Genomic DNA, 24,985 nt, shown 5'->3' on the forward strand with positions numbered 1-24,985 from the left:
GGTAACCCTTAAAGGGCAATACTAATAAAAACTGATACTAACGCTAAAAATAGTGATAGCACTGGTTTTTATCTAAGTAATGTCCAATATAGCGCTACTTTAATGAACCCAAATCCGTCATCTTGTTTAGAACTAATTCACTGGTAAGAAAAACCTCTACGGCGTTGATTGAGGTGATGCGCTTAACGTTGCTATGTTAGCATGAAAGTTTTTTTCGAACTAACGATTTTATGCAAATTTCTATCTTAAAAACAACCACCTAACTATAGTTGTCAGTATAAGTATAATATTCAGTGAACAAAGGTACTCAGTGGCCCTAGCGCTGCTAATTTTTATTATTAATGTCCTGACAATTGCCTATTAATTACTCAAAAATACCCCCTATTTAAACAAAAAAATCCTCTCAACCCATAATAGGCAAAGAGGATAATAGTAGCTAATAAAGACAGTCTTTGATTAGAAGGGTTCAGTACGACCGTATCCTAAAAACATAAATCTTAAAGACTTATATAAATACAATTTTAGCCAGTAATACTGCTGTCAACAACCAGACGGGAACGCTGACTTCAGCAAACCTACCACCTAATACTTTAACCGCAGTGTAAGTAATAAACCCTAGCGCAATACCATCGGCTATAGAATACGTGAGAGGCGTGAATAACAGCACGACGACTACTGGAGCTGACTCTGTTAAATCATGCCAATCGATATCTTTTAGAGTAGCCATCATTAATACAGCCACATAAAAGATAGCGCCAGCGGTAGCATAGCCTGGAATCATACTAGCTAGAGGGGCAAAGAAAATACTTAGTAGAAATAAAGTACCCACTACTACAGCAACTAGACCAGTACGGCCACCTGCAGCAATACCAGAACCACTTTCAATATAACTAGTAGTCGATGAAGTACCTAGTAACGTACCTGCTACTGTCGCTGTTGAATCTGCAAGTAAGGCTTTGCCCATGTTAGGAATTTTGCCGTCTTTGCCCACTAAGCCTGCTTGAGTAGTAGTCGCGATCAAAGTCCCTGCCGTATCAAACAAATCCACGAATAAGAAAGCAAAAATAACACTGATCATACCTACATCAAAGGCACCAGCGATATCCAGTTGCATGAGGGTCGGTGCAATGGCTGGGGGTGCCGATATGATACCGGTAAACTCAGTATGGCCCGTTAGTAAGCTGATTAAAGCCACTAGCAAGATACCAATAGTTACTGCCCCTGGCACCTTTTTATAAGACAGGCCAATAATGACAATAAAACCTAAAGCTGCCATTGCTGGTGAAAAGGTAGTCATATCACCTAAGCTAACCAAAGTCGCATCGTTATTGACGATTACGCCTGAAGTTTGCATCGCAATAAAGGCTAAAAACGCACCAATACCAGCGACTACGCCCTGCTTAAGGCAAGTTGGGATGGCATTAATAATTATTTCACGGATCTTAAACAGGCTTAAAAGTATGAAGATACAACCGGACAGGAATACCGCACCAAGCGCGGTTTGCCAAGTGTAACCCATACCTAAAACTACGCCATAAGTAAAAAAAGCATTAAGACCCATGCCGGGGGCTAAAGCCACTGGCAAGCGGGCATAAATACCCATTATAAAACAACCTATCGCTGCTGCTAGACAAGTAGCAACGAAGACCGCACCTTTATCCATGCCAGCATCTGCTAACACGTTAGGGTTGACAAAAATGATATAAGCCATCGTCAAAAACGTGGTTATACCAGCAAGAATCTCTGTTTTGATGGTGGTATTTTCGCCATTAATTCCAAAATAGCGTTCAATAGCATTCATAAGTATCGCTTCCAAATTGCGTTGATAAGTGTCTTTCGCTTCCAAATTGCGAATGTAAACGCTGCTTCCAAATTGCAACTATAGATGTCGCTTATAAACTAAGGATAAAATGACGCTTCCAAATTGCGGCTGTAGATGACGCTTCCAAATTGCGACTGTAGATGGCGTTTTATACTAAGTTGAATTATGATGCTAATCATTCAGTGACCCTAGCTTTAACTAGGACAATACTGACAACATAGAATAGAACTCATAAAAACCTCAGTAACAAAGTATAACCTTAATTAGGAATTAATTTACAATTGAAATTCCTACAGTTACTTTGTAATTTTATAGATACAATTAGATTATTGCTAGAAACAATATTACATTTTTATTAACTTGTCATTACAAATTTCATAAAACGACTGTCCAGTATGCATTTTTAGCAGTACACTAGTGGCCTAACGCAAAAGTGCCACTGATACTGGCTTATTGTTCATTACCCATGAGTTCTTCGTATGCCTGAATCTTTAAATATTATTGACCTTATTACCCAAGCCAGTCTCTTGGTACAGATTGTCATGGGACTACTATTATTAGCGTCTTTGCTAAGTTGGGTGATTATCTTTCGTCTGAGTTCCCGTTTAGGTACTGCTAAAAACTTTGATCAGCAGTTTGAGACTTGGTTTTGGTCAGGAGAAGACTTAGCTAAACTCTATCAAGGTATTCAAGGATCGCCTGATCGCCAAGGCCTTGAACAGATTTTTTATGTAGGATTTTCTGAATATTTAAGAATGCATAAAAAACGCCAACCCAAAGACGATATTATCGATGGCGTCGAGCGTAAACTACGGGTTGGACTCGGTCGTCAGCAGCAGCAATTAGAATCTGGTATCGCCACGCTTGCTAGTATAGGTTCGGTAGCACCTTATGTGGGCTTATTCGGTACGGTATGGGGTATTATGAATGCCTTTTTAGGCTTGTCACAAACTGAGCAAGCTACTCTAGCCTCTGTCGCTCCTGGTATTGCTGAGGCGCTAATTGCCACAGCGATGGGCCTATTTGCGGCTATTCCAGCGGTACTTGCTTATAATCATTTTACCGCAAAGTCAGTCCGACTCTATGAGACACGTGCACTATTCTGTGATGAGATGACGGGTATGCTACAGCGTGAAACTAGTACAGAAAACCTAGCCGCCGCTATGCCTACTACGGCGATCAGTCAAGGTACTGGTCTATGAAACCAAGTCCTTATAGCCGGAAGAAAAGCCCCCTCAATGCTGAGATGAACGTCGTACCTTACATCGATGTGATGTTAGTACTATTAGTAATCTTCATGGTAACTGCCCCTATGCTCACTACTGGTGTAGATGTTGACTTACCCAAAGAGCAGACCACTAGCTTGAGTCAAAATCAGCTACCGGTTATCATCTCTTTGACTAGCAGTGGTGAAACTTTTATCAGTTATGAAGACAATATGGATGTACCCGTTAGTGAGCCTGAGCTGATCGATACTTTATCTAATCTGCAGGCTCAGAGTAATGCTGAGGGCGGCCAACCTGTACAGATTATGATTAACGCTGACCAAAGCAATCAATATGGTGATATCGTGACTTTAATGGCGACGCTGCAGCGAGCAGGTATCCAAAAGGTAGGACTATTGACTGGTGCACCTTTGGCTACCCCTACACTGTAATCACCACCGTTAAACAACAGCCCTAAAAGCATCATCCTAGATCCTAAAACCATCACTAACTATTGATTGGCGGATTTACTAATAGTAAGCTTTAGGGCTTGAAAACAGCTGGTTAATATAGCTATTATCGATTTTTTACTACTGCATCTCCACGAGTGTTTATACCATGAACAATGCCCCTGCCGTCTACGTGCCAACCGAACCTGAAGGCAATGGGCTCACCTTGCCTATGCTACTCAGTTTGCTGGCGCATGGTATAGTGCTTGGCGTACTAATCTATACTTACCAGCAGCCTGAAATAGAACCGGCTGGCAGTATTGAGACTACTATGGTATCTCCAGGAGAGTTGGCACAGATGCAAGGACAGATACTGGCCAACCGTGCTGCTGCCCAAGCGCAAGCCTCCAGTGCCAGTAGCAACTCAGCGACTATGCCAATGAACGAGTCTAATAATAGCTTTGCCAATCCAAGTAGCTCGCAGTCAAACTCACAACAATCCTCGGTGTTCACCCAATCTAATGACCCAGCGACTCGACCGCTGCTAATGAGTGAAGAGCAGCAACAGCGCTTACTTGAGCAATCGAGAGATTATGATCGCAGCATAGCTGAGTGGACTACAGACTTAGATGACAGTAGTCTGGAAAATCTAACTCAAGCCGATCAACAGCAAATTGACGAGCAAAAAAAGCCTGCAGACTCCCGAGCCAAAAGTACTGATCAAGTTAAAATTAACAAGCCTAGTAGAGATGATCGCAACATAAATATCGAATTGGGCGGTTCAGGCAAGAGCTTTGATCTATCAGACGGTCAGTCGACAGCCAGTGCTGGCAGCTCATCTGGAACGAGTAACAAGTCCTCAGGGGGCAGTCGTGGTGCCAGTAATGGTGAGATCGTCAATTTAATCAAACGCAACTATAGCCCTCCTACTGGTGCTAAAGGCTCAACTCAGCGCACTACCTTATCTATCACTGTTAATGCTAATGGTGATGTAGTCAGCGTTTCTGCTTCTGGTGCCAATGAGGCGGTCAACGAAGCCGCCAAGCAAGCGGTAAGAGGGGCTCGCAACCTACCTATTGATACTGATGACCCTAAATACCCTACCTTTACTATTCAGTTTAATGGCAGTAACTAGCATGGATAAAAGCTCACTGAGCCAATAACTGAGCTTACTTTAGGAGCCTAATGTAGGAGCTTAGTCTAGGAGATTCGTCGGATGAGACTTCACCCTATAACAATATTGCTTGTCATCTCAATAGCGGTTTTAAGCCTATTTGCATCTCCCCTATTAACGGCCAAGAACATCCCTGCATCCCTAAATCTTGATACAAGCCTGCCACCCGCTACCGCTATTTTTATACCTTTTACTAATGATAGTATCTTATCGCCGATGATAATAAAGGATCTGCAGCGCACTGAGCTGACTATCATTAGCGAAAATTCGCCCTTACGCTCCCCTAATGATGTTGACGATACCAGTTATCTATCACAGGGGCCAGATATTGCTGACTATCTTATTACAGGCACTACCACTGTTAATAATGCTAAAATAATCATCAATTATAAAGTTGTCGATATACATTCAGGGCAAATCGTTGCCAACGAACAACATTTGATTTTAGATAATGATGACTATAGTTTACGTTATGGTGCTCACCGCATTGCTGACAGCCTTTATGAGATAATCGACAATAGTCAGAAGTAATAACGCTCGTGATCCTTCTAACAAAGTTTTTTTACAACAATAGTCGATTACCTAAGAGCGAATATCAGCGCCCCTACTTACTATTAACTCAACTTTAGCTGAGCCTTTGTGATTTTTATTTTAGTAATTTGTTACATTTACCCTATTACTTTCATATTAAACTTATCTTTAATGAAATTATCCGTTTATGACACACTTATCTTAATGCTAATAGGAGCTTGATTTGGCCTTACATACTCACAAAAAGTTATTAACAGTGCTACTGGCTAGCGTCACAAGTTTACTTGTCGCCCCTACTGCCTTTGCCGCTCCTGTAGTATTACAGTTGGACTATGAAATTCCTGTCGAACAAAACCAAGTGGCTTTTGTGCCTTTTGCTGGGGATTCGGTTATGTCTGCAGTGGTGCTAAACGATTTGAACCGTACCGAATTAAAAGCCACTAGTACCGGATTGCCACAACAGCCTCGTAGTATCAGTGAGTTGGCAGGAACCTTGCCCGTTTGGCAAAATACTGGTATTCCCTACTTAGTAGTAGGTAGCACCCGCACTGATCGCGGTAAGATCGTCACTGATTATGAAGTAATAGATGTCAAAGCTGGGCGCTTGCTTGAGGGCAAACAGACCTTAAGCGCTGATAACAATAAAGAGAGCATGCGCTATGCAGGCCACGTTATCGCTAACAAAATATATCAGCTAATCACTGGTATACCCGGTGACTTCTCAGGCCGTATTGCCTATATTGAAGAGACTGGCGTAGGTAAAAATAAAGTCTCACGCCTAAAAGTGATGGATGCTGACGGTGAGAATGCTAAGACTATTACTGAAGTAAAAGGTTCTATCTTTGCTCCCGCTTGGTCACCTGATGGTTCAAAAATAGCTTATTCCGTCCTGCGTGATAAATCTTATCAGACGATCTATGTACAGAATGTTAACGGCGGCGGTGCCACCCATATCACCCCTTACAATGGTACTAGTATTAGCCCGTCCTTCTCCCCTGATGGTAGCAAAATTATATTTTCGGGAAGCTTTGAAGGCAGCGAAAATATTTATGAGATCAATGCTGGTGGAGGCAACTTAAGAAAACTGACTAACTGGTCGTCGAGTGAATCGCAACCAAGCTATGCTCCTGATGGCAAATCTTTTGTATTTGCCTCTAACAAAGCGGCATTTAGCAGACCTGAGATCTATCGTTATGAGTTTGACTCAGGACGTATCAGTAAAGTCTCTAGAGGTGGCTATGCCTCTACGCCCAAATACAGCAGTGATGGTAAACAAATTGGTTTCTTGAGTGGGCGCTCAGCGGCTATTATGGATAATAATGGTGCGATAATCACTAACATTGGTAACACAGGTCTCGATGAAGGGGTCAGTTTCTCACCTAATGGTAAGCGTGTGGTCTACGCATCGTCACAAGGGGGCAAAGGAGTGATCACTATTAAGTCGCTTAATGGCGGGGCATCTTTTGGTAAATCTGGTCAAGGAACTATCCGCTCACCTGTCTGGTCAGCCAATCCTAACAACTAACAATTAACAATTAACAACTGTTAAATTCTAACGCCCTTATTATAGTTAGCATTATGAACAAAAAAGCGTCCGATACTAGTATCGGACGCTTTTTTTATGAGTACTAATTATAGTGGCTTATTATATTCTAGTGGTTTACTCTAAAAAACCAGCTATAGCCGTTAATCATCAGAAGGGTCATGACCTGGTGGATTATCTTGACGAAGTTTTGCCACGTCAGCGGCAGTCACTGGATCTTTATAACCATTCAAATCAGTACGAATATATTGAGTCACTGCTGCCATTTGCTCATCATCCATCATAGTATGGAATGAGGGCATGCCACGAAAACCATTGATCAAAATATCAATCACGTAGTACTTAGACTCCATCTTACTATTATTAGCTAGCGGAGGATAATAACCGGCACCTATAGCCCCTTCGCCTTTATGCATATGACAGGCCGCACAAGACTCATGATATAGTTTTTCACCATCATTAGTACTATAGGAGTTGTCTGTACCAAATATCGCTTGCCACTGCTTCAGTTCAGGATCATCTGCTATCGTTGGTAATGAGCTAGTATCCACAATATTGACCGGCTTCTCAGTAAGTTCTTCACGAGTCATATATACCCCGCCCCAAGCGCCATCATTACGGCTAGATTGAACATCATAAGCTTTAGGGTCATCATTACTGTTGGCAGAATCCGTGCCATTAGCTTGTACTGCAGGTTCTGCTATCGTTGGCGCATCTGCATCTGTAGACGAGCAGCCAGTCAATGCTGACATGGCCAAACTAACACTAGCAATAACCGTCACAAGTGGATATTTAAAATAATTCATAGTCACCTCTTTATTTCTTTATCTATGACGGATGGCTATACGGCCTTCGCTCTTTTGTGTAGTCGATTAGCAGTGTCGAGTCCGGACAAAATTGCCCCTTCTTGCCATGCAGGGATATGGGAGCAATGCTCACCCGCCAATACAATACGATTATCAATGCTACACAGCGTATCGTAGTACTGCTCGCGACTAGATGCACTCCATATACCATAACAGCCGAGCGTCCATGGAATACGATGCCAGACTACCGAAGTACCCGCCTTAAACTCTTTCGGATACTGGGGATGAATATGCTTACCATAGGCTAAAGCGGCATCAATACGCTGTTGCGGCGTTAGCGCATTAAATTTATAAGAGGTCTCACCAAAGCCATAGCCGCCAAGTAATACCCCTGTGCCATCTTTGAACATATTCTGCGAAGGATAAGATATTTGGGTGATAGGCATATCGGTATAAGTCACCCCACCATAAATCCACTCATCCTCTTCCCAAAAGCGACGTTTAAACTCAAGTCCTACTTTGAATGATGTGTCATAAGGCACAGCGGCCATAGCTTGCTTCATAGGCGCTGAAACATTGATATCCATCTGGGTCAATATCGTTAACGGAATAGTACAAATACACCAATCCGCGCGCACTGTTTTGGCCTCATTGCCGCCACCATTGCTGTCGACATACTGTACAGTAACCCCAGTATCATCCTGCTCGATTTTGGTCACTTTGGCATTCAGAGTGATCATGTCACGGCACTCACGAGTGAATGCATCGCCAATTTTACCCATGCCGCCTACAGGCTGAAACATCGTTGGCTGATGGTTCTCAATAGTGAAGTTAGATAAGTCAGCCCACATTCCTGAGTTTAATAAGCTATTGAGCGGAATAGGCTTCGAAGGCTTAGCATCAGGCATCAAGCCCCCACCCGGATAGACGCTAAACCCACGGTAAATACCAGTATCATGGCTGCGAAGATAGCGATAATCTTTATCGAGCACGCCCCAGCCTTTTAGGCCCTCAAGCAGTTTCTCTTTATCTTCAGTATTCACTGATCGATCAAGACTACCGACGTTAACCGCTTTTGATAATAGCTCTGAGACATAGCCTCTGACGTCAGATTGTACATCCCCTAAACGCTGCGGTACCCCATTAAAGTGGTTAGTACGATGCAAATAGGCTCTAGAGTTATCTTGGATAAAAGGTTCCATCGCTACGCCGAATTTTTTGCAGTAGCTCATAACGGCATAGTGATGGCTCGGCAAACGCCAAGGTCCACCATTGAGATAATTACCCTCTTCAAAATCACAAGTTACCGTTTCGCCACCAAGCTCAGTGTAGCTCTCACCACCATTAACAGACCAGCTACGACCGCCACCACGATTTTGGTACTCTAATACCTTGACGCTATAACCCGCTTTACGTAGCTCATAAGCGGCAGTGAGTCCAGCAAGACCAGCCCCGAGAATAATAATACTAGCGCCAGCAGGAGCACCTGATAATTCCATACTCTGTTTAAAACTAGACTCTGAGGCAAAACCCAAAGTAGTCATTGCTTGGTACATTGCCGTTGCGCCAGCAGTCTTACCAATCATTGACAATAGTTGGCGCCGGGTGGGTGATTGAAGCATATCTTTCATAATCTTATCCTTATGGGATAACTAGTATGACGGTAGGCAATATTTAGTAGTACGATTACTATTGAGGAGGGCTAGATCTTCGCTGTCACTCAAAATAATAGTCAATCGTAAATAAATACCCTACTCTCTACTCCCTAGTCATTAACCCTAATTTTGTTATAGCTGTCTTTAAAATTAATACGGTAGGCTAAGGTTTTTTAAAGCAAAAACCTATACCTTGTAGCTAAGTACGACGGCGTGAGCGGATCATAGTGCGAATAATAAAGGCAATAACTATCAACGCTACGACCATACCTAGTATCGCTAAAAAGCCGGCATATTTGATTAAAAAAGGCTGCTCAGGCTCCGCAGTCGCCACCCGATCAACATCATCAGCACTGACATCACTACTAGGCAAACCACCGAAGTTGACGCGTACATAGTTAGTAATATCGGCTATTTGTGCGCTGCTCAAATCTTCTGAGAATCCTGGCATACTCGGGCTAGTATTAGTACCGCCTTTAACCCCATGTGCGATCACATTAATAATGGCATTAGGCTGCTCACGGCGCAGACTAGTTAGGCCCACGATAGGTGCATAACCTGCATCGGGCTGAGCGTATCCATTGACCCCATGACAGCTAGCACAAGCAGCAAGGTATAAGCCTTCTGCAGAGTTACCATCTACCTTAGCCTTGGCTTGTTTTAGATGGTCTTTTTGCGCAATAAGGTCATGAGTGATTGACTGGCTGACTGGATTTGGTAGCTTTGAGATATCTACAGCAGTGATCTTGTTTTCAGTAGCGATCGCCGGTACAGCTTTTAGATAAGAAGCTATAGAGTTTAAATCTTCGTCTTTTAGATAACGGGTACTGTGTGCCACTGCCTCGGCCATAGGTCCGCCAGCATAAGCACGCTTATCAAGCTTACCCGTACGCAAATAAGTGACAATGTCATGCTCAGTCCAACTACCAATACCACTGTCGTTGTCAGGAGTGATATTAGGGGCATACCAGTTACCCAAAGGGGCACCCGATAAGTACATGCCCTTATTAAAGCCCATAGTACTGTTACGCGGTGTATGACAAGTGCCACAATGCTCTAAATTATTGACTAAATATTCGCCACGTTTTTGAGGCTCAGTTAAACCTTCACGCTTATGTGAAGAAGGAATATTAATAGCATTCCACCCTAACATTAAGGTGCGAAAATTAAACGGGAATGGCAGGCTAGTTTTGTGCTCAGGCGCTTCATCGAATGCTGGTACAGTCTGTAAATACGCAAACAGAGCATTGATGTCTTCATCAGTCATGCCATTGTAAGAAGGATATGGCATGGCAGGATATAGCATATGCTTAGGGGTACGACCTTTTTGCAGAGCATTTTTTAAATCTTTTTCGGTATATTTACCGATACCATAACGTTTGGATGGCGTGATATTAGTAGAATAGATATCACCCATAGGAGTGGCAATCGGTGAGCCGCCAGTATAATCTTCGCCGTGACAGGCCATACAGTCAGCAGCGCGCGCAATATAAGCGCCACGATTGACTAAGTCGCTGTTAGTTGGTTTGACATTGGGCAGGCTGCTTGCTTCTGGTAGGCCGCTGGCGTGAGCGACACTGTTAGTGTTAGCAATAACAACTGGTGAGGTAGCGACATCAGCCATGGCAGCACTGGAGATGATAGCGATGGTCAGCATCGACAACATCATAGAAAGTGGCTTCATAATTTCCTCTTATAGCTGGCAACCTAAGTAAATTGCTGGCATTTTAATTATCTTCAATATTTTGCAATTGTCATGTTACAACTACTTATAGTGCTGGGGATGACCCTGCTTGAGATGGTTTATCCTAAGCAGTAGTCACAGAGCATTAGCGTTACTCTAATAGCTGACAATTTAGAACTATTTCGCTAATATTGCTAGAATAATAACCTACTTGTTCTATTATTTTACAAAAGTAAAAATATTGATTAATTAGGTAATTTTAGCAACATTAATGTTATCGAATACTGCTGTATTGATAACTTATTAATAAAGCTAATTAAAAACAGCTACTAAGCGGCATAATCTATTAACTCAGCTAAACTTTAACCGCTACTTATTAAGTAATCTTGTACAGTATCCAGTCATTGCTAGCGTTATGACGATTATAGCTTGTACATAATCACTACAGTAGTATGGGCGAATTATGAGATTTTGATAGCAATAGAATAGACAGCCAGTTAATCCTAGCTGCAAAGCTATAATGGCATTAAGTTATCGACACTCCTTAACAAACAGTGGCTAATTAGCAGATCTGCCGCTTCATTGCTGACTTCTATCTACATTTATACCTCTTTTATTGCTTAGCTATCCTAGGTTAAAAATTATATGAAAATATTGATGCTCACTGGGCTGTTGGTGCTAGCAACAGGGTTAAATGGCTGTCAAAACCTACAGCTTGGCGCCAGTCCTATTCCTGTTATTGCTTACGATAGTGCCAAATAGCTAATTGTTAAAGCTTGGCAGCTTTTAAAGTTAGGGCTAACTTCACCAGTACTAAAAAGGGCAGATATCTATTAAGATATCTGCCCTTTGATGCTAGTAAAAATTATTTATAGAATGTGGTTGAAGCGCTTATTCAAAGCTCTTACTTAACAAAGACAGTTGCAAAATTTAGTTATAAAACTTGCTAATAACACTGCGCTCGACCGACTAGTTATAAACACTGACTCGCTACATTACTTTGATTATGCTAACTGTTAGTAGCTGCTGGCTTATGCTTGATAATAGTCTTGGCTAAATGATCGCCAAACCAAATAGCGGTATCGATATCGCCTTTACATGGGGTTTCTTCAGGAGAAGCATCCCCTGACTGAGTCATCAAGCCTAAGAAACTAGATAGTCGATTTAGATCATGCTCCTTGTGACCTGTAGGCATCAAAGGTAAGCCAATCCAGTTCATACCGTGTTGCATAGTATAAAGACAGATCTGCTGTAATACCGCCAGCTTATCACCGCTTAAACCACCTGAGTTGGCAAAGCCTGCCGCCCACTTCCCTTCCCACTCACGATTGTACCAACGCTTTGAGGTCTCATCCATAAAAGTCTTAAAACCGGCGGGCACACTACCCATATAGACTGCACTTCCGAATACTAATAAGTCCGCCTGGTCTACAAAATCCCAGTCGACCTCATGAACATCTACTGCTTTCACTTGCAACTCTGGTAGCTGCTGGCGTGCACCCGTCACTATAGCTTCAGCAACCCTTTTAGTATGACCATAGTTACTATGGTAAATAACCGCTATGGATATCGTGTTGTTAGGAGGGACTAAAGGGGGCTCTATAGATGTATTCATACAAACTCTAATAATAAATTGATGATGTCTGTTAGCAAAAACTCAGTGCTACAATAATTAACGCTCACTGTTTTGGCAGCAGCTAGCTTTTTATTGGGTCACTGCGAGCAATAATCAACGCCATGCGTCCCGTTGCTGGTTGTTGTCTATGAGTTTGACGCCGATAAGAGTAATAGCGACTGTCATCATAACTACAGGCAACTGGCAACTCATTGGCGACACTAATATTTAATAACTGTAGCTGAGCGGCGGCAATCTTCGGTAAATCAAGGTTTAGCTTACCCGCCCAGTTGTTAGCGTCAGTATCAGTATCAGTATCAGTATCAGTATCAGTATCAGTATCAGTATCAGTATCAGTATCAGTATCAGTATCGACACACTTGCAGAACCAAGACTGAAAATTGTCGATAGCCTCTGGCGCTAATAACCGATTATCGACACAGCCGGTCAGTAAACGCTCTGCTACTTCTGCATTAACTTGGTAATGCTGTTGACTAATACAGACCCCAATCCAAGCCATAATCGGTGCGCTCAGATCAAAGCTTTTAGCTGTAGCTTTTATAACCCCACAAGCCAGCCCTTGCCAGCCAGCATGAATAGCCGCTATCTGTCCAGTAGTAGGCTGATATAGCACGATAGGCACACAGTCGGCAGTCATAATGGCTAAGCCAATATTGTCTTGGTAACTGACCATAGTATCAGCATCCACCGGTTGCATAGTTAGCATAGTGGCATCAATATCGTGGACTTGCTTACCATGCACTTGATTGACCCAGTGCAAAGCTTTGATAGGCTGATGTGTGCTCGCTAGCTGCTCATTAATAGCGCTCAATAACCGCATACGGTTTTGCAGTACTTGCTCAGCGTTATCTTGTACGTGTAGACCTAGATTTAGCGCCGCATAGCTGCTCTGACCTTCTGCGAGCATATGCTGATCGTTTTTAGCATCCGAGCTATTAGCATCATCGATGGCGTTGCTATTATTGCCAGCATCAGCATCAGAAATTGTAGCCGTAGCTGCAACCGCAGCCGATGATAAGCTCGCTTTACTAAAAGCAGCCGTTTGCAATACTATAATATCATCCAGCCGAGCCAGCACAGTGATAGGAGCTGGCTTAACTACCTGACTATTATCAGAATAAACACTAATAGGCAACTTATCGATCATCTGTTATGGCCCGCCTTTTTATAAACAGCTTATTTAGCGATTTTTATTCAGGAAAGTAACCTTCGCTTAGTACAGCGATTAGCTGCTGCATATCTTCAGGAATAGGGGTAGTGACTTCAATATCTTCACCAGTGGTTGGATGTACAAACCCTAAAGCATAAGCATGCAAAGCTTGACGTGGGAAGTTACTAATAGTTTCACGCTGCTTGTCTGTCAGCCCTGAGCGTAACTGGCGACGACCGCCATAAACCCGATCACCGACTATAGGATAAGTAATATGGCTTAAATGCACCCGAATCTGATGGGTACGGCCAGTCTCAAGACCCACATCTAACAAAGTATAGTTATCATTAAGAGCAGTGACTTCTAATAAATGGGTCACCGCCTCACGCCCTGCGGTCATCACGGTCATCTTAGTACGCTGATTACGATGGCGACCAATAGGGGCATCGATACGACGGTGACGCATCAAGCTGGCTTGATCACCAGCTACTACACACTGATAATGACGATAAACTGATTTATCTTTTAATTGCGCCATCAATGCCATTTGTGCCGGCTTAGTTTTGCCTATGAGTAGTAGACCCGAAGTATCCTTATCGATACGATGGACTAGTCCAGCACGTGGCAAATGATGTTGCTGCGGATAGTGATAAAGCAAGGCGTTGACTAGCGTACCGGTCTGATTGCCTGCCCCAGGATGCACTACTATGCCAACTGGTTTATTAATGACTAATACCGCCTCATCCTCATAAACCACTTCGATATCGATATTTTCTGGCTGATCTTCACCGTGCTGCTGTAGAGTAGTCGATAAGTGTAAAACATCATTAGGTTTTACTCGTTGCTTTGATTTTTGCACTTTACCATTATGTAATAAACTGCCATCAGCAATCCAACCTTGCAGTTGCGCCCGCGAAAAGTCGGTAAATATCAGTGAAGCCACTTTATCAATACGTAAGCCTGCTTCGTTTTCTGCAACGATATGAGTGACGTTAATCACTTCTGGTATCGGCTGACCCGCTACGCGTGGCTCATCACTATAGCTGCTTTCTTCATCTTGATCTTGATCTTCGTCTTCATCATCGAGCAACTCATCATCGTCAAGTAGCTCAGCGTTTTCCTCATCAAAGTCTACCGCCACCCCATCGTCAAGCTCGTCACTAGCATTATTATCAGATAGCTCATTAGTAGCTAACAAATCTTTTGCAACTCGTTGGTCATCTAGCGCTGGATTATTATTCATAGCATTATCATTCATAGCAAATTCATACATAGTAAAGCCACAATAGTGGACTTTATGAAAAATATAGATAATTATCTGACTATCTAGCCCTTAGGCAATAGCCGAAACAAAAAGCCGGTTTAGTTATTGGCTAGTGTAGCATGGCAAATGCTCAAGCCCTATAGCCACTGTGAGTTATCTGTTATTTTTGACCGCTCAACCGCCGCTAATGCTTGAGCTACCCTAGTAATGATTGCGCAATTATGTAGTCCTTATTAGCACACTATTAACTCTCTACAATATAACATCGTGGTAATTTACTGTATATTTAACAGCGTGGATTGGATTCTTCGTCGCCCATTATCGTCGCTCGTGCTAAACTAGCAAGATTATTGTGCTCTGTTACTCGGTTTATTGCTCTAGCTAAAGGCTATCAAATAAAGACAGTAGACCATCAAACTGTATGCAAGTGACTAAAATAAACCATGAAAAAATAGACTACACCACTATTATTCTATAAAGTAAGCAAGATTTTGTTGCTAGCGTTAGCATAAGTCATGTCCCGTTATTTGCAGATGGCTTTATCCATTGTTTTGCAGACGACTTTACGGTACTTGGCTAGGGCTGCCTTTTTATCATTAACCTGTTATAAGTATGATGGCATTGCTGCTGTTATGCATTTTGTGCGGAGAGAAGTATGCGTCCTGTAGGCAACACCTTTATCAAATTATCATCAGTAACCTTGCTAGCATTAAGCGTGAACTTAGTGGGCTGTCAGACTTTTAAGAATCTGACTGGCAAAAATGTCGATGCGGTTGAAACCGCCGAAAAAACTGAGCAAGCCTACTATCGTGATGCTGTCGATCAGATTGATAAAGGTCGCTATACTCAAGCGATTGAAGATCTGAACAGTCTACGTACCTTTTATCCTACTGGCCAATATGCCGAGCAATCGCTGCTTGATATCATGTATGCGCAATTTGCTGCGGGTAATTATGAGACGGCAGCCTCTAGTGCTGAGCGTTTTATAAGTCTTTATCCCTCAAACCCACAAGTCAGCTACGCTTATTACGTACGTGGTGTGGCTAACATGCAAGGCTCATCTGAAGGCATTAAGCTGTTCAAAACTAACCAAGCTGAGCGTGATACCGCTTACTTGCGTATTGCTTTTGCCAACTTCCAAGAGCTTGTTAATAAATACCCTAACAGCCCTTATGCTCCTGACGCCGCTCAACGCATGACTTTTATTTATAATCAATTCGCTGATAGTGAATTGACTGCCGCCAATTGGTATATTAAACGTGAGGCTTATGTCGCCGCCGCTAACCGTGCTAAGTGGGCTTTCCAATATTATCCTCTTAGCGAGTCAGTACCAAATGCTATCGCTATCCTAGCTTATAGCAATAAGCAATTAGGGTTGAATGATCTAGCTGAACAATATCGCACGCTGCTACAGATTAACTATCCAAATATGCTGACTAGCAATGGACAAGTCAAGCTCGATACTAGAGCCGATCGCTCATGGCTGAACAAGCTAACCTTCGGTCAATTGGGTCGGGCCAGCATGATGGATAAGTCCAACGCTGACGGTCAGTATAGCGGTGCTACCAAAACCCAAATCGTCCTTGACGCGGCACAGCTACAATTGCCTAGCGCCAACACTTCTGCATCGGGTATTGGCACTTTGCCAACTCGCCGTGGTGGAGTCAATATCGGTTTAGGTCTGCCTGAAAGTGCTACTGAACAGGTTTCTGGACAAGGTAGTGCTAGCGCTGCTGCTATAGAAGCTGCTGTCGATCCGCTAAATACCAATCCGACTCGCCTCACTACTCTGCCTAATGACAGTGGTCGCGATCGTATTCAGCTGAATCCAAACAATACCCCTAATACTAATAATGAAAGATAAGTCGCTGTCACAAGACCAGTAAATAGTTACTGGTCTTGGTATTAGGATAAATCATAAAAGTAAGGTCAACGACTATGTTGGCCTTACTTTTTGAGCTTTGGCTGAGCCCTTTTGCTGTTCTATTTATGATAGGGTAGCTACTATCCTAGAATAAAATATTTGTAATAAAATTTAATTATGCAGTCTTAGGGTAAAATATTTCTCTCATGAGTATCCCCAACCATATCCTCGAACAACTCAGTAGCCAAGCTGATCTTATCAGCATTATTGGTCGTCATACCACGCTTAAACGTGCGGGTAGCGAGTATAAAGGCTGTTGTCCGTTTCATGGTGAGAAGTCGCCTTCGTTTTATGTTAATCCGCAAAAGAACATTTATCATTGCTTTGGCTGTAGCGTTGGTGGTAATGCTATTAGCTTTTTGCGTGACTACGAAAACCTGACGTTTATGGAAGCGGTTAAAGAGCTATCCAAGCAGACAGGGATAGAAATACCTGAAGAAGATCAACAAAACGTTAGTTATCGGCGTAGCACAGCCAAACCCGTTAATAGATCAGCCAGCCAGCCAGCGTATAACTCGCCACAGCCTAGCTCTAATCCTAGAACAGCGCCCGTACCTTCTACTAAGCCGTCATTTGCGCCATTGTCCAAGCTGTCGTCTAAGTCTAGTACTGCTAACTATAGTGATAATATTCAACAGCGAAGTGGCCAGCCTGACGATAGTGATACTGGCCACCCTACTTATGAGCACAACGCTAATGAGCTGAGCGTAACGCCCTATATTCCTTACTCAGATATCGACTACAGCAATGCTGGTGATATGGAATACGGTAATGAGCAGTACAGTAATGAGCCGTACGGCAACCCAGATTACGGCAGTAGCGCTTATGATCACAACGACTATCATCCTGCTGACTACCCTTCAGCTGCACAGCAAGGCTCTGCACCTACCTGGTTGAGCGATGACTCATTTGTAGTGTCGAGCGCCGATGATAATAGTGAAAAAGACGGCAACTTATACGAGCTACTGATACAGATCCAGCAGTTTTACCAACGTAATCTAAATACTCATCCGCACGCTAAACATTACTTTATGACTCGCGGCGTCACTGAGCAGAGTTTAGACACTTTTGGCTTAGGTTACGCGCCTTTTGGTTGGCAGCATCTAGAGCATGAGTTTCCGCAAGATATCGCTGGTCTCAAGGCCTTAGGCTTAGTGCGTAGCTCAGATTCAGGACGCGACTATGACCTACTGCGTGATCGGGTTATCTTCCCTATCCATGATAATCAGGGCCGAATCATTGGCTTTGCTGGACGGGCACTCGATGATGAAGTTAAGCCTAAATATATCAACTCCTCTGACTCGCCAGTATTTCATAAGCAGCATGTACTCTATGGCTATTATGAGTCTCGCCAGCAGCGTGCGGACCATTGGCTGGTAGTCGAAGGCTACATGGATGTGATCGCCCTTTATCAAGCTGGTATCTATGGGGCGATTGCCTCTATGGGTACAGCTATTAATGAGAGCCAAATCGCTCGTCTATTGACTCTTAACCCAACCTTAACCTTAAGCTTCGATGGCGATAGCGCTGGTCAAAAGGCGGCTTGGCGTACTCTGGAGATTGCCCTGCCCGTCCTTGGGGACGATAAAGAACTGCGGTTTTTAAGCTTACCGAATAATCATGACCCTGATACTTTTATTAGCAGTCAAGGCGCTGAGGCTATGCGTGAGCAGATCGCCAACGCCATGCCGTTATCGCAGTATATCTTTGCTTATCTGAGCGAGCGCTATGACTTGAGCTTAGCAGAAGGTAAAGCTAAGCTGATGTCACAAGTACGCACTTTGACTACGCTATTGCCAAAAGGCAGTAGTTTTCGCTATTTGCTCAATAACGATATCTATCAAAAGCTAGGTGGCAAGCGCAGTCAAAATATCGAGGCCAAAGATGCCTTGCTAGACTTCGATGGTGATATGACCATCAGTCAACAATTACAATTGTGTTTTTTGTTTCAGCCTAGCGCCTTAGTCGATGATCCTATTGTCATGATTTGGCAGCAGGCCGGTATTGATCGATTACAGTTCCCAGCCCACATTCAAAAAAGAGCAGCTACTGATGCCTTTCGAGCGCTGGCATGGGAGGATTTGCAGGACGCGGCCCTACTGGATATGGTTAGCACTATCAAGCGCTGCTTAAACTATTTGCCAAGTGATGCTAATGCAGCAGCACATTTTATTTTATCTAATCTCAAGCCAATGACTCAATTATCCTTGAGCCGAAGTTGGGGCGCTTTTTATAAAACTTTAAGTGCGCGCAATGTATTGAGCTTAGATGAGCTGATTGAGAATCTAGTGATGCAGCTGCTCAAACTACATCTACAAAAAAAGATGCAAGAGCTGATCAAAAACCCCGATCATGTCAAACTGGCGATCGTACGCAAACAGACCCAGCGCTTAAATGACTGGTTGCGTGAGCAGCAAGCAGAGCAGTCAGCGCAAATGGTCATTATTTAATGAATTTTTAGCGCTTAATCAGTCAAAGCAGACGTCAGGCCTTTAAAAGCAACCCGCTTGTCCCCATTGTTTATGATTATGGCTGATAATGTCTGTGCTACTAGCGGATAGTAAATGCACTAGCTTATGTTTGAATACTAGGGTCTGTGTTAAACTACGCCGTCGCTATATTAGTAGCGTTACTATTTAATGGTGAAAAGGGGTTTTGGATTGACCTTTTTACTCCCTAAAAGACGCTATGCTTGACTGGTGAGTAATAGTGAAATAGGACATTAGTTAAAGCGTTGCGGCTGTTTTGCCATCTTTTACTCGTTACCTGCTTTTTGGGTTTTATTATTGTAGTATTTTGAGTTTTTTATTCATATCAACTCATTTTCGTTATTATCGATAATTATTTATAATTACTGTGCTTAGCTATGATCGATTCACTAGATTCATTGGTCGAAGCCAGAATTAGCTTATCGTATTGCGAAAATGTCCGACGCAAAAGTGAGTATTTATGAACGATAAGTCAGTTTCTAAGTCCACATCTCAGCTAGCCACCTTAATCCAAATGGGTAAAGAGCAAGGCTATTTAACTTATGCTGAGGTTAATGACCAGCTACCCGACTCTATCACTGAAAGTGATCAAATCGAAGATATTGTACAGATGCTGACTGATGTCGGTATTAAGATATTTGAGTCTGCACCTGATGACGACGATATCTTGATGAACGATGATTCGAGTGATGATGAATCAGCAGCTGATGAAGCAGCAGCAGTATTGGCAGCGGTTGAGACTGATCCAGGTCGTACTACTGACCCTGTACGTATGTACATGCGTGAGATGGGCACAGTTGATCTATTGACTCGTGAAGGCGAGATCGCTATTGCTAAGCGTATCGAAGAAGGTATTCGTGACGTCCAGCATGCCATGTCATATTGGCCTGGTACTGTCCAGTATGTCCTCGATGAATATCAGCGCGTCTTAGAAGGTGATAAAAAACTCTCTGACGTCATTACGGGTTTCTTAGATCCTGAAACTGAAGAAGATATAGCGGCTGCCAAGCTAGAAAAAGAGCGTGTTAAAGAAGAGCGAGAAAGAGAAAAAGAGAAAGAGAAAATGCCAGTTGTCAAAGCTAAGGTTAAAGCCAAGGCTGATAAAGATGATGACGAAGACGATGCTGATGACGTAGAAGACGAGAGCGAAGAAGAAGAAACCAGCGGTATCGATCCAGAAGAAGTACGTATTCGTTTAGAAGAGATCGAAGGCTTATTCATGACGGCCAAGCAAGCCTTGCTTGATTTTGGTCGTGGCAGCGTCCAAGCTAACGAAGCCTACGAGCAGCTGGCTGTACGCTTTATGATGCTCAAGCTTAATAACCGTATGTCTGATCAAGTTATGGCTATTATGCATGACGTTTATGATGATGTGCGTAAACAAGAACGTCAAATCATGCGCTTAGTGATTCGTCGTGGGCGTATGCCGCGTGAAGAGTTCCGTAAGACCTTCCCTAGTAATGAGGCTAACGTTGATTGGTTGACTGAACGTCTTAAAGGTAAGCCTGCATTCGCTGAGACTCTAGAAAAAGTGACTGACGATGTTATTCTTCTACAACGTAAAATCCGTGATTACGAGCAAAAGCTCGACATGGAAATTCACGATATGAAGGACGTCGCTCGTCGTATGGCTATCGGTGAAGCTAAAGCTCGCCGCGCCAAAAAAGAGATGGTAGAAGCTAACTTACGTCTAGTTATCTCTATCGCCAAAAAATATACTAACCGTGGCCTACAGTTCTTGGATCTTATTCAAGAAGGTAATATCGGTCTGATGAAAGCGGTTGATAAATTTGAATATCGTCGTGGTTACAAGTTCTCGACTTATGCCACTTGGTGGATTCGTCAGGCAATAACCCGCTCTATCGCTGATCAGGCGCGTACTATTCGTATTCCAGTACACATGATTGAGACTATTAATAAGATCAACCGTGTCTCTCGCCAGCTGTTGCAAGAGATGGGCCGTGAGCCGACGCCTGAGGAATTAGGCGAACGTTTAGAGATGGACGAAGTCAAAGTACGTAAAGTACTGAAGATTGCCAAAGAGCCTATCTCTATGGAGACGCCAATCGGTGATGATGAAGACTCGCATTTAGGCGATTTCATTGAAGATCAAACTATCTCCAGCCCAGTTGATGATGCGACTTCAGCAGGTCTACGTGAAGCGACTCGTGATGTATTGAGTAACTTAACTGAACGTGAAGCACGCGTGCTAAAAATGCGTTTCGGTATCGATATGCCAACGGATCATACTCTTGAGGAAGTCGGTAAGCAGTTCGATGTTACTCGTGAACGTATTCGTCAGATTGAAGCCAAAGCACTACGTAAATTGCGTCATCCTTCACGTTCTGAGCATTTACGCTCGTTCCTTGAAAATGACTAATCTTTAGACCAGTCGCTTAAACAGTCCTGATTAATCACAAAAAAGCTGAGCTAAGTCTCAGCTTTTTTGTGTCTGCTAGATAGGTACAGTTAACTCTGAGTATGGCTTGCTTATGATGGCTGAGTTCGTCTATCATAGAGACCAATGGGTTAATCAACCAGCGTTTAACTTAGATATTTAGCTTAAAAAAACCAACCAACCTTGTCGGGGTGCTTTGGCTATCAGATGTCCCTTTTAGAGCCTATTTTGGCTCTAGTGGCACTATGATAACCATTGCTGAGAATTACCCGCGAACCTGATGCAGTTAACACTGACGTAGGAAACAAGCGTGACTCTTTACTCCATACCTTTTACTAAAACCTTAGTCGTTTATTCACTATAAACGGCTGAGGTTTTTTTGTGGCTGTTTTTGGCTGCTCATTGCTTACTCATTGCCTGCTTAGCGCTTATTTTACTGCCCGTTACTATTTTGCTTGTGCTACTTATTTGTGCTTATTGCAGCCTAAGCTAATAACTTTGTCACTATTTTATACTTCTAGGCTCACTGATGACTGATTGCTAATTGTTAATTGCTATCGACAATAGCTTTACACTTTTTATGGACCTCTTAATCTTATGAACTATCAAACCTTACGTTATAACTGCCCGACTTGGGACAGTTACGTTGAGCATGACTTCGTCAATCAGCTCGCTGCAGGTACTCTCGATCCTGACAGCTTTCGCCACTACTTAGTGCAAGATTATTTATATTTGTTTCACTACACTCGGGTAATGGCTTTAAGCGTCTATAAAAGCGATACGCTAGCCCAAATGCGTATCGGGCAAGCAGGCATTAACGCTATGCTGGATATGGAAATAGGTATGTATTTAGATTTTTGTCAGCAGTGGGGCATAAAAGTAGAAGAGGTAGAAAACACGGCTGAATCGGTAGCCACTATCGCTTATAGCCGCTATCTGTTAGATACCGCTATGTCAGGCTCCCTGGCTGAGCTGTATGCCGCAATCGCCCCTTGCTTGATGGGCTATGGCGAAATCGGTAAACGCCTTAAAGCTCAAGGTTTTATTGCCAATAATCCTTACCAGTTATGGATTGATGTCTTTGCTAGCGATGACTTTCAGGCGATCACCGCCCAAAACGAGGCTTATATTAATCAGTTATTAGCCCAAGCAAGCCCCTCGCAAGCAGACAAATTTCAACAGTTATTTAACACCGCCTCACGGATGGAAGTTAATTTTTGGCAGATGGCTTTAGATCGGACTTAATTAATTAACGTATCAACGCATTGACTTATCAACCCATCACTATAAACCTTTTGGAGGATAACTATCATGGCTGCATTCGATGAACATGCAAGCGCCTACGACAGCTGGTTTTTTGATAACCAGAATTTACTTACTAGCGAGTTAAAATTAGTCGCCCATTTTTTGGATAAGCACAGTGAAATCTTATCTGTTGGCTGTGGTAGTGGCTTGTTTGAGATGCTGTTGGCGAAGGACTATGACATCCATATCAAGCACGGCATCGAGCCTTCAAAAGATATGGCAGAAGTCGCTGAAAAACGCGGTATTAAAGTCGATGTTAGCCCTGCGGAAACTTGTGAGATTGAGGCCAATAAGTTCGATATCATTATGTTCAATGGCAGTGTCAGCTACATTACTGATTTAGACTTGTGTATTAAAAAAGCTTTTGCTGCCTTAAAGCGTGGCGGTAAGCTGGTGCTCATCGATGTACCAAAGGAGAGTGGCTTTGCCAGCTTATACAACTTGGCCAGCTCATTAGGCACTTGGCAACATCCGCTGCTTGAGCATATAGCACCCGCCGACCCTTATCCGATCGAGTTGGTTAAATCGGCCAACTGGCGCACCTCTGATGAAAAAATCGCCCTTATGCAAAGCAATGGCTTCGTCGACTTTCAGTATGCGCAGACTTTAGTCACTCACCCTATGTACGCCAACGATACAGTACAAGAAGTGCTTACAGGTTATGACCGTGGCGACTATGTGGCTATCTGTGCTTCTAAAAAGTAGCTAACTGCTGACTATTTTTGCAAGCCTATCTCTGTTAATGCCAAGAGCCTAGCTTAAGTGGTGCAAGCTTGGCTAGCCTTTAGGTAGATAAAATTAACCGGTGCTTTACGGTAACGGCCTATTGCCTTTACCCTTACAGCCCTTGAATAACCGCTTAACTGCCACTATAAACCATGCATACAACCGCTACTATCATTAGTCATGCCCAACAAAAAGTTAAATACATCGAAAGACTGAGTCGCTCTCAGCTTTTTTGTGGCTGCTGTTTTCACCTATTAAAGGTGTTAGGCAAAAAATTTACTATAGTGCATTACCTTGAGAAGTCGCATTAAAACTGAAATTAAAAATGAAATTAAAACTGAAATTAGCCATAAGGATTACCCAATGAGTGATAAGCAACAAACCACTAAAAAAGAGCTCAATATAGCCGAATTAGAGAACAGTACCGATAACTTAAAAGGCAAAAAAACGGATATCCAGAACCCAGAATTATGGGACTTCCCAATGGATTATCCGATGAGCATTATCGGTCATGAAGGTGAGCATGAGAGCTTACTAAATGAAATAAAGCTAATTTTAGGTAGCCAGTTCCCCGATTTTGATCTAGCTTCTATCGAAGTTAAACCTTCAAAAACCGGTCGTTTTCACTCTGCCCGTGTCAATCTATATTTGACTACTGCCGAGCAAGTTAACAGCCTTTATGCTGCTCTTGATGAGGCAAAAACCGTACGCATGGTGGTATAAGCTGCAAAGCTATTAATGAAATAAGACATTGGCAAAATATAGAAATAACTTTTTAGCATCACTATCGTCACTCTTATGGGTGGCGATTTTTTGTGGTCTCAGGTACAATCATCGGCCCTATTATTATGACTATTGCAGCAACGAGCATAGATAATTTGGTAGAAATATAAAAACAAAAACGCAAGCCATTTATTTTATTTTTTTTGATAATTCTTCTATCCCTTGCCCCATCGTTCTTTAGGGCAAAAACAGAGTCCTTCACTCTGCTGCGAACATATAATCTGCATAAAATCAATATAGTATTTTCAAAATTTTCCCGCTATATTGTGCCTACCTACTAATAAACACGCTATATGTAGTGCTCAGTGATTTTTATCACTATAGTGAGCAGTAGCCTGTTTTTGCCTTAAAAAGCTCAGCTAAGCTGTTGATTATTAGTAGTTTGATTATTCATTTGATAATAAACGCTTCGCGGACTTAACCGCTTGGCGAATAATATAA

At 42.8% G+C, this 24,985-nt stretch carries 18 protein-coding genes; 11 read left to right on the top strand and 7 right to left on the bottom strand.

Translation table 11 applies throughout. The features are described 5' to 3' along the window. Positions 1–505: 505 nt before the first annotated feature. A complete protein-coding gene (locus tag JMY09_RS11570) occupies positions 506–1,801 on the bottom strand; it encodes an NCS2 family permease (protein ID WP_201623750.1) in 1,296 nt (431 codons plus the stop codon). 500 nt (positions 1,802–2,301) lie between these two features. Between JMY09_RS11570 and tolQ the strand changes: the two genes are divergently transcribed. The 5 genes from tolQ to JMY09_RS11595 all read left to right on the top strand — a co-directional run bounded on the left by tolQ (position 2,302) and on the right by JMY09_RS11595 (position 6,706). Next, positions 2,302–3,024, top strand: a complete 723-nt coding sequence (tolQ, locus tag JMY09_RS11575; RefSeq protein WP_201623751.1) for a protein TolQ — start codon at positions 2,302–2,304, stop codon at positions 3,022–3,024. After that, positions 3,021–3,479, top strand: coding sequence for a protein TolR (gene tolR, locus JMY09_RS11580; protein WP_201623752.1), 459 nt, complete (start codon positions 3,021–3,023; stop codon positions 3,477–3,479). The genes tolQ and tolR overlap by 4 nt, the downstream gene beginning before the upstream one ends. Positions 3,480–3,645: 166 nt before the next feature. Continuing rightward, positions 3,646–4,611 (top strand): TonB C-terminal domain-containing protein, encoded by a 966-nt coding sequence (locus JMY09_RS11585; RefSeq protein ID WP_201623753.1) that lies wholly within the window; start codon positions 3,646–3,648, stop codon positions 4,609–4,611. 81 nt (positions 4,612–4,692) lie between these two features. Continuing rightward, positions 4,693–5,181 (top strand): FlgO family outer membrane protein, encoded by a 489-nt coding sequence (locus JMY09_RS11590; protein WP_201623754.1) that lies wholly within the window; start codon positions 4,693–4,695, stop codon positions 5,179–5,181. Between the two features lie 223 nt (positions 5,182–5,404). Further along, entirely contained in the window at positions 5,405–6,706 is a 1,302-nt protein-coding gene (locus JMY09_RS11595; RefSeq protein ID WP_201623755.1) for a PD40 domain-containing protein, read from the top strand. A gap of 161 nt (positions 6,707–6,867) precedes the next feature. Here JMY09_RS11595 and JMY09_RS11600 read toward each other — a convergent pair whose 3' ends face one another. From JMY09_RS11600 to JMY09_RS11625, 6 genes are all read right to left on the bottom strand, one after another. Then, positions 6,868–7,530 (bottom strand): c-type cytochrome, encoded by a 663-nt coding sequence (locus tag JMY09_RS11600; RefSeq protein WP_201623756.1) that lies wholly within the window; start codon positions 7,528–7,530, stop codon positions 6,868–6,870. Between the two features lie 35 nt (positions 7,531–7,565). Then, complete coding sequence (locus tag JMY09_RS11605; RefSeq protein WP_201623757.1) at positions 7,566–9,161, bottom strand: flavin monoamine oxidase family protein; 1,596 nt, start codon at positions 9,159–9,161, stop codon at positions 7,566–7,568. 223 nt (positions 9,162–9,384) lie between these two features. Then, positions 9,385–10,869 carry a cytochrome c gene (locus JMY09_RS11610; protein ID WP_201623758.1) on the bottom strand — a complete coding sequence of 495 codons (1,485 nt, stop codon included), beginning with the start codon at positions 10,867–10,869 and terminating at the stop codon, positions 9,385–9,387. 1,009 nt (positions 10,870–11,878) lie between these two features. Then, entirely contained in the window at positions 11,879–12,484 is a 606-nt protein-coding gene (locus tag JMY09_RS11615) for a flavodoxin family protein (protein WP_201623759.1), read from the bottom strand. Positions 12,485–12,566: 82 nt separating this feature from the next. Next, positions 12,567–13,652 (bottom strand): polyphenol oxidase family protein, encoded by a 1,086-nt coding sequence (locus JMY09_RS11620; protein ID WP_201623760.1) that lies wholly within the window; start codon positions 13,650–13,652, stop codon positions 12,567–12,569. A gap of 43 nt (positions 13,653–13,695) precedes the next feature. Next, positions 13,696–14,898, bottom strand: a complete 1,203-nt coding sequence (locus JMY09_RS11625) for an RluA family pseudouridine synthase (RefSeq protein ID WP_379606736.1) — start codon at positions 14,896–14,898, stop codon at positions 13,696–13,698. A 676-nt stretch (positions 14,899–15,574) separates the two neighbouring features. On the opposite strand from JMY09_RS11625, the gene JMY09_RS11630 reads away from it, so the two are divergent. From JMY09_RS11630 to JMY09_RS11655, 6 genes are all read left to right on the top strand, one after another. Further along, positions 15,575–16,783, top strand: coding sequence for an outer membrane protein assembly factor BamD (locus JMY09_RS11630; RefSeq protein ID WP_201623762.1), 1,209 nt, complete (start codon positions 15,575–15,577; stop codon positions 16,781–16,783). A gap of 206 nt (positions 16,784–16,989) precedes the next feature. Next, the gene (locus JMY09_RS11635; RefSeq protein ID WP_201623763.1) at positions 16,990–19,293 is read left to right on the top strand and encodes a DNA primase; all 2,304 of its coding nucleotides are present in this window, start codon (positions 16,990–16,992) and stop codon (positions 19,291–19,293) included. A 499-nt stretch (positions 19,294–19,792) separates the two neighbouring features. Next, positions 19,793–21,712: an RNA polymerase sigma factor RpoD gene (gene rpoD, locus JMY09_RS11640; protein ID WP_201623764.1), complete on the top strand. Its 1,920-nt coding sequence runs from the start codon at positions 19,793–19,795 to the stop codon at positions 21,710–21,712. 615 nt (positions 21,713–22,327) lie between these two features. Further along, on the top strand, positions 22,328–22,975 hold the full coding sequence (gene tenA, locus JMY09_RS11645) for a thiaminase II (protein ID WP_201623765.1): 648 nt from the start codon (positions 22,328–22,330) through the stop codon (positions 22,973–22,975). Positions 22,976–23,041: 66 nt separating this feature from the next. Further along, positions 23,042–23,740 (top strand): class I SAM-dependent DNA methyltransferase, encoded by a 699-nt coding sequence (locus JMY09_RS11650; RefSeq protein WP_201623766.1) that lies wholly within the window; start codon positions 23,042–23,044, stop codon positions 23,738–23,740. A 384-nt stretch (positions 23,741–24,124) separates the two neighbouring features. Next, positions 24,125–24,484, top strand: coding sequence for a YbeD family protein (locus JMY09_RS11655; protein WP_227677302.1), 360 nt, complete (start codon positions 24,125–24,127; stop codon positions 24,482–24,484). Positions 24,485–24,985 lie beyond the last annotated feature (501 nt).

Source organism: Psychrobacter urativorans (genome assembly GCF_904846695.1).
In the GTDB taxonomy this organism is placed as follows: domain Bacteria; phylum Pseudomonadota; class Gammaproteobacteria; order Pseudomonadales; family Moraxellaceae; genus Psychrobacter; species Psychrobacter urativorans.

What these genes read in the sequence shown, in the direction of transcription:
- JMY09_RS11570 (WP_201623750.1), bottom strand. Translation starts at nt 1,801, where the DNA reads ATGAATGCTATTGAACGCTATTTTGGAATTAATGGCGAAAATACCACC.
- tolQ (WP_201623751.1), top strand. Translation starts at nt 2,302, where the DNA reads ATGCCTGAATCTTTAAATATTATTGACCTTATTACCCAAGCCAGTCTC.
- tolR (WP_201623752.1), top strand. Translation starts at nt 3,021, where the DNA reads ATGAAACCAAGTCCTTATAGCCGGAAGAAAAGCCCCCTCAATGCTGAG.
- JMY09_RS11585 (WP_201623753.1), top strand. Translation starts at nt 3,646, where the DNA reads ATGAACAATGCCCCTGCCGTCTACGTGCCAACCGAACCTGAAGGCAAT.
- JMY09_RS11590 (WP_201623754.1), top strand. Translation starts at nt 4,693, where the DNA reads ATGAGACTTCACCCTATAACAATATTGCTTGTCATCTCAATAGCGGTT.
- JMY09_RS11600 (WP_201623756.1), bottom strand. Translation starts at nt 7,530, where the DNA reads ATGAATTATTTTAAATATCCACTTGTGACGGTTATTGCTAGTGTTAGT.
- JMY09_RS11605 (WP_201623757.1), bottom strand. Translation starts at nt 9,161, where the DNA reads ATGAAAGATATGCTTCAATCACCCACCCGGCGCCAACTATTGTCAATG.
- JMY09_RS11610 (WP_201623758.1), bottom strand. Translation starts at nt 10,869, where the DNA reads ATGAAGCCACTTTCTATGATGTTGTCGATGCTGACCATCGCTATCATC.
- JMY09_RS11615 (WP_201623759.1), bottom strand. Translation starts at nt 12,484, where the DNA reads ATGAATACATCTATAGAGCCCCCTTTAGTCCCTCCTAACAACACGATA.
- JMY09_RS11620 (WP_201623760.1), bottom strand. Translation starts at nt 13,652, where the DNA reads ATGATCGATAAGTTGCCTATTAGTGTTTATTCTGATAATAGTCAGGTA.
- JMY09_RS11625 (WP_379606736.1), bottom strand. Translation starts at nt 14,898, where the DNA reads ATGAATAATAATCCAGCGCTAGATGACCAACGAGTTGCAAAAGATTTG.
- JMY09_RS11630 (WP_201623762.1), top strand. Translation starts at nt 15,575, where the DNA reads ATGCGTCCTGTAGGCAACACCTTTATCAAATTATCATCAGTAACCTTG.
- JMY09_RS11635 (WP_201623763.1), top strand. Translation starts at nt 16,990, where the DNA reads ATGAGTATCCCCAACCATATCCTCGAACAACTCAGTAGCCAAGCTGAT.
- rpoD (WP_201623764.1), top strand. Translation starts at nt 19,793, where the DNA reads ATGAACGATAAGTCAGTTTCTAAGTCCACATCTCAGCTAGCCACCTTA.
- tenA (WP_201623765.1), top strand. Translation starts at nt 22,328, where the DNA reads ATGAACTATCAAACCTTACGTTATAACTGCCCGACTTGGGACAGTTAC.
- JMY09_RS11650 (WP_201623766.1), top strand. Translation starts at nt 23,042, where the DNA reads ATGGCTGCATTCGATGAACATGCAAGCGCCTACGACAGCTGGTTTTTT.
- JMY09_RS11655 (WP_227677302.1), top strand. Translation starts at nt 24,125, where the DNA reads ATGAGTGATAAGCAACAAACCACTAAAAAAGAGCTCAATATAGCCGAA.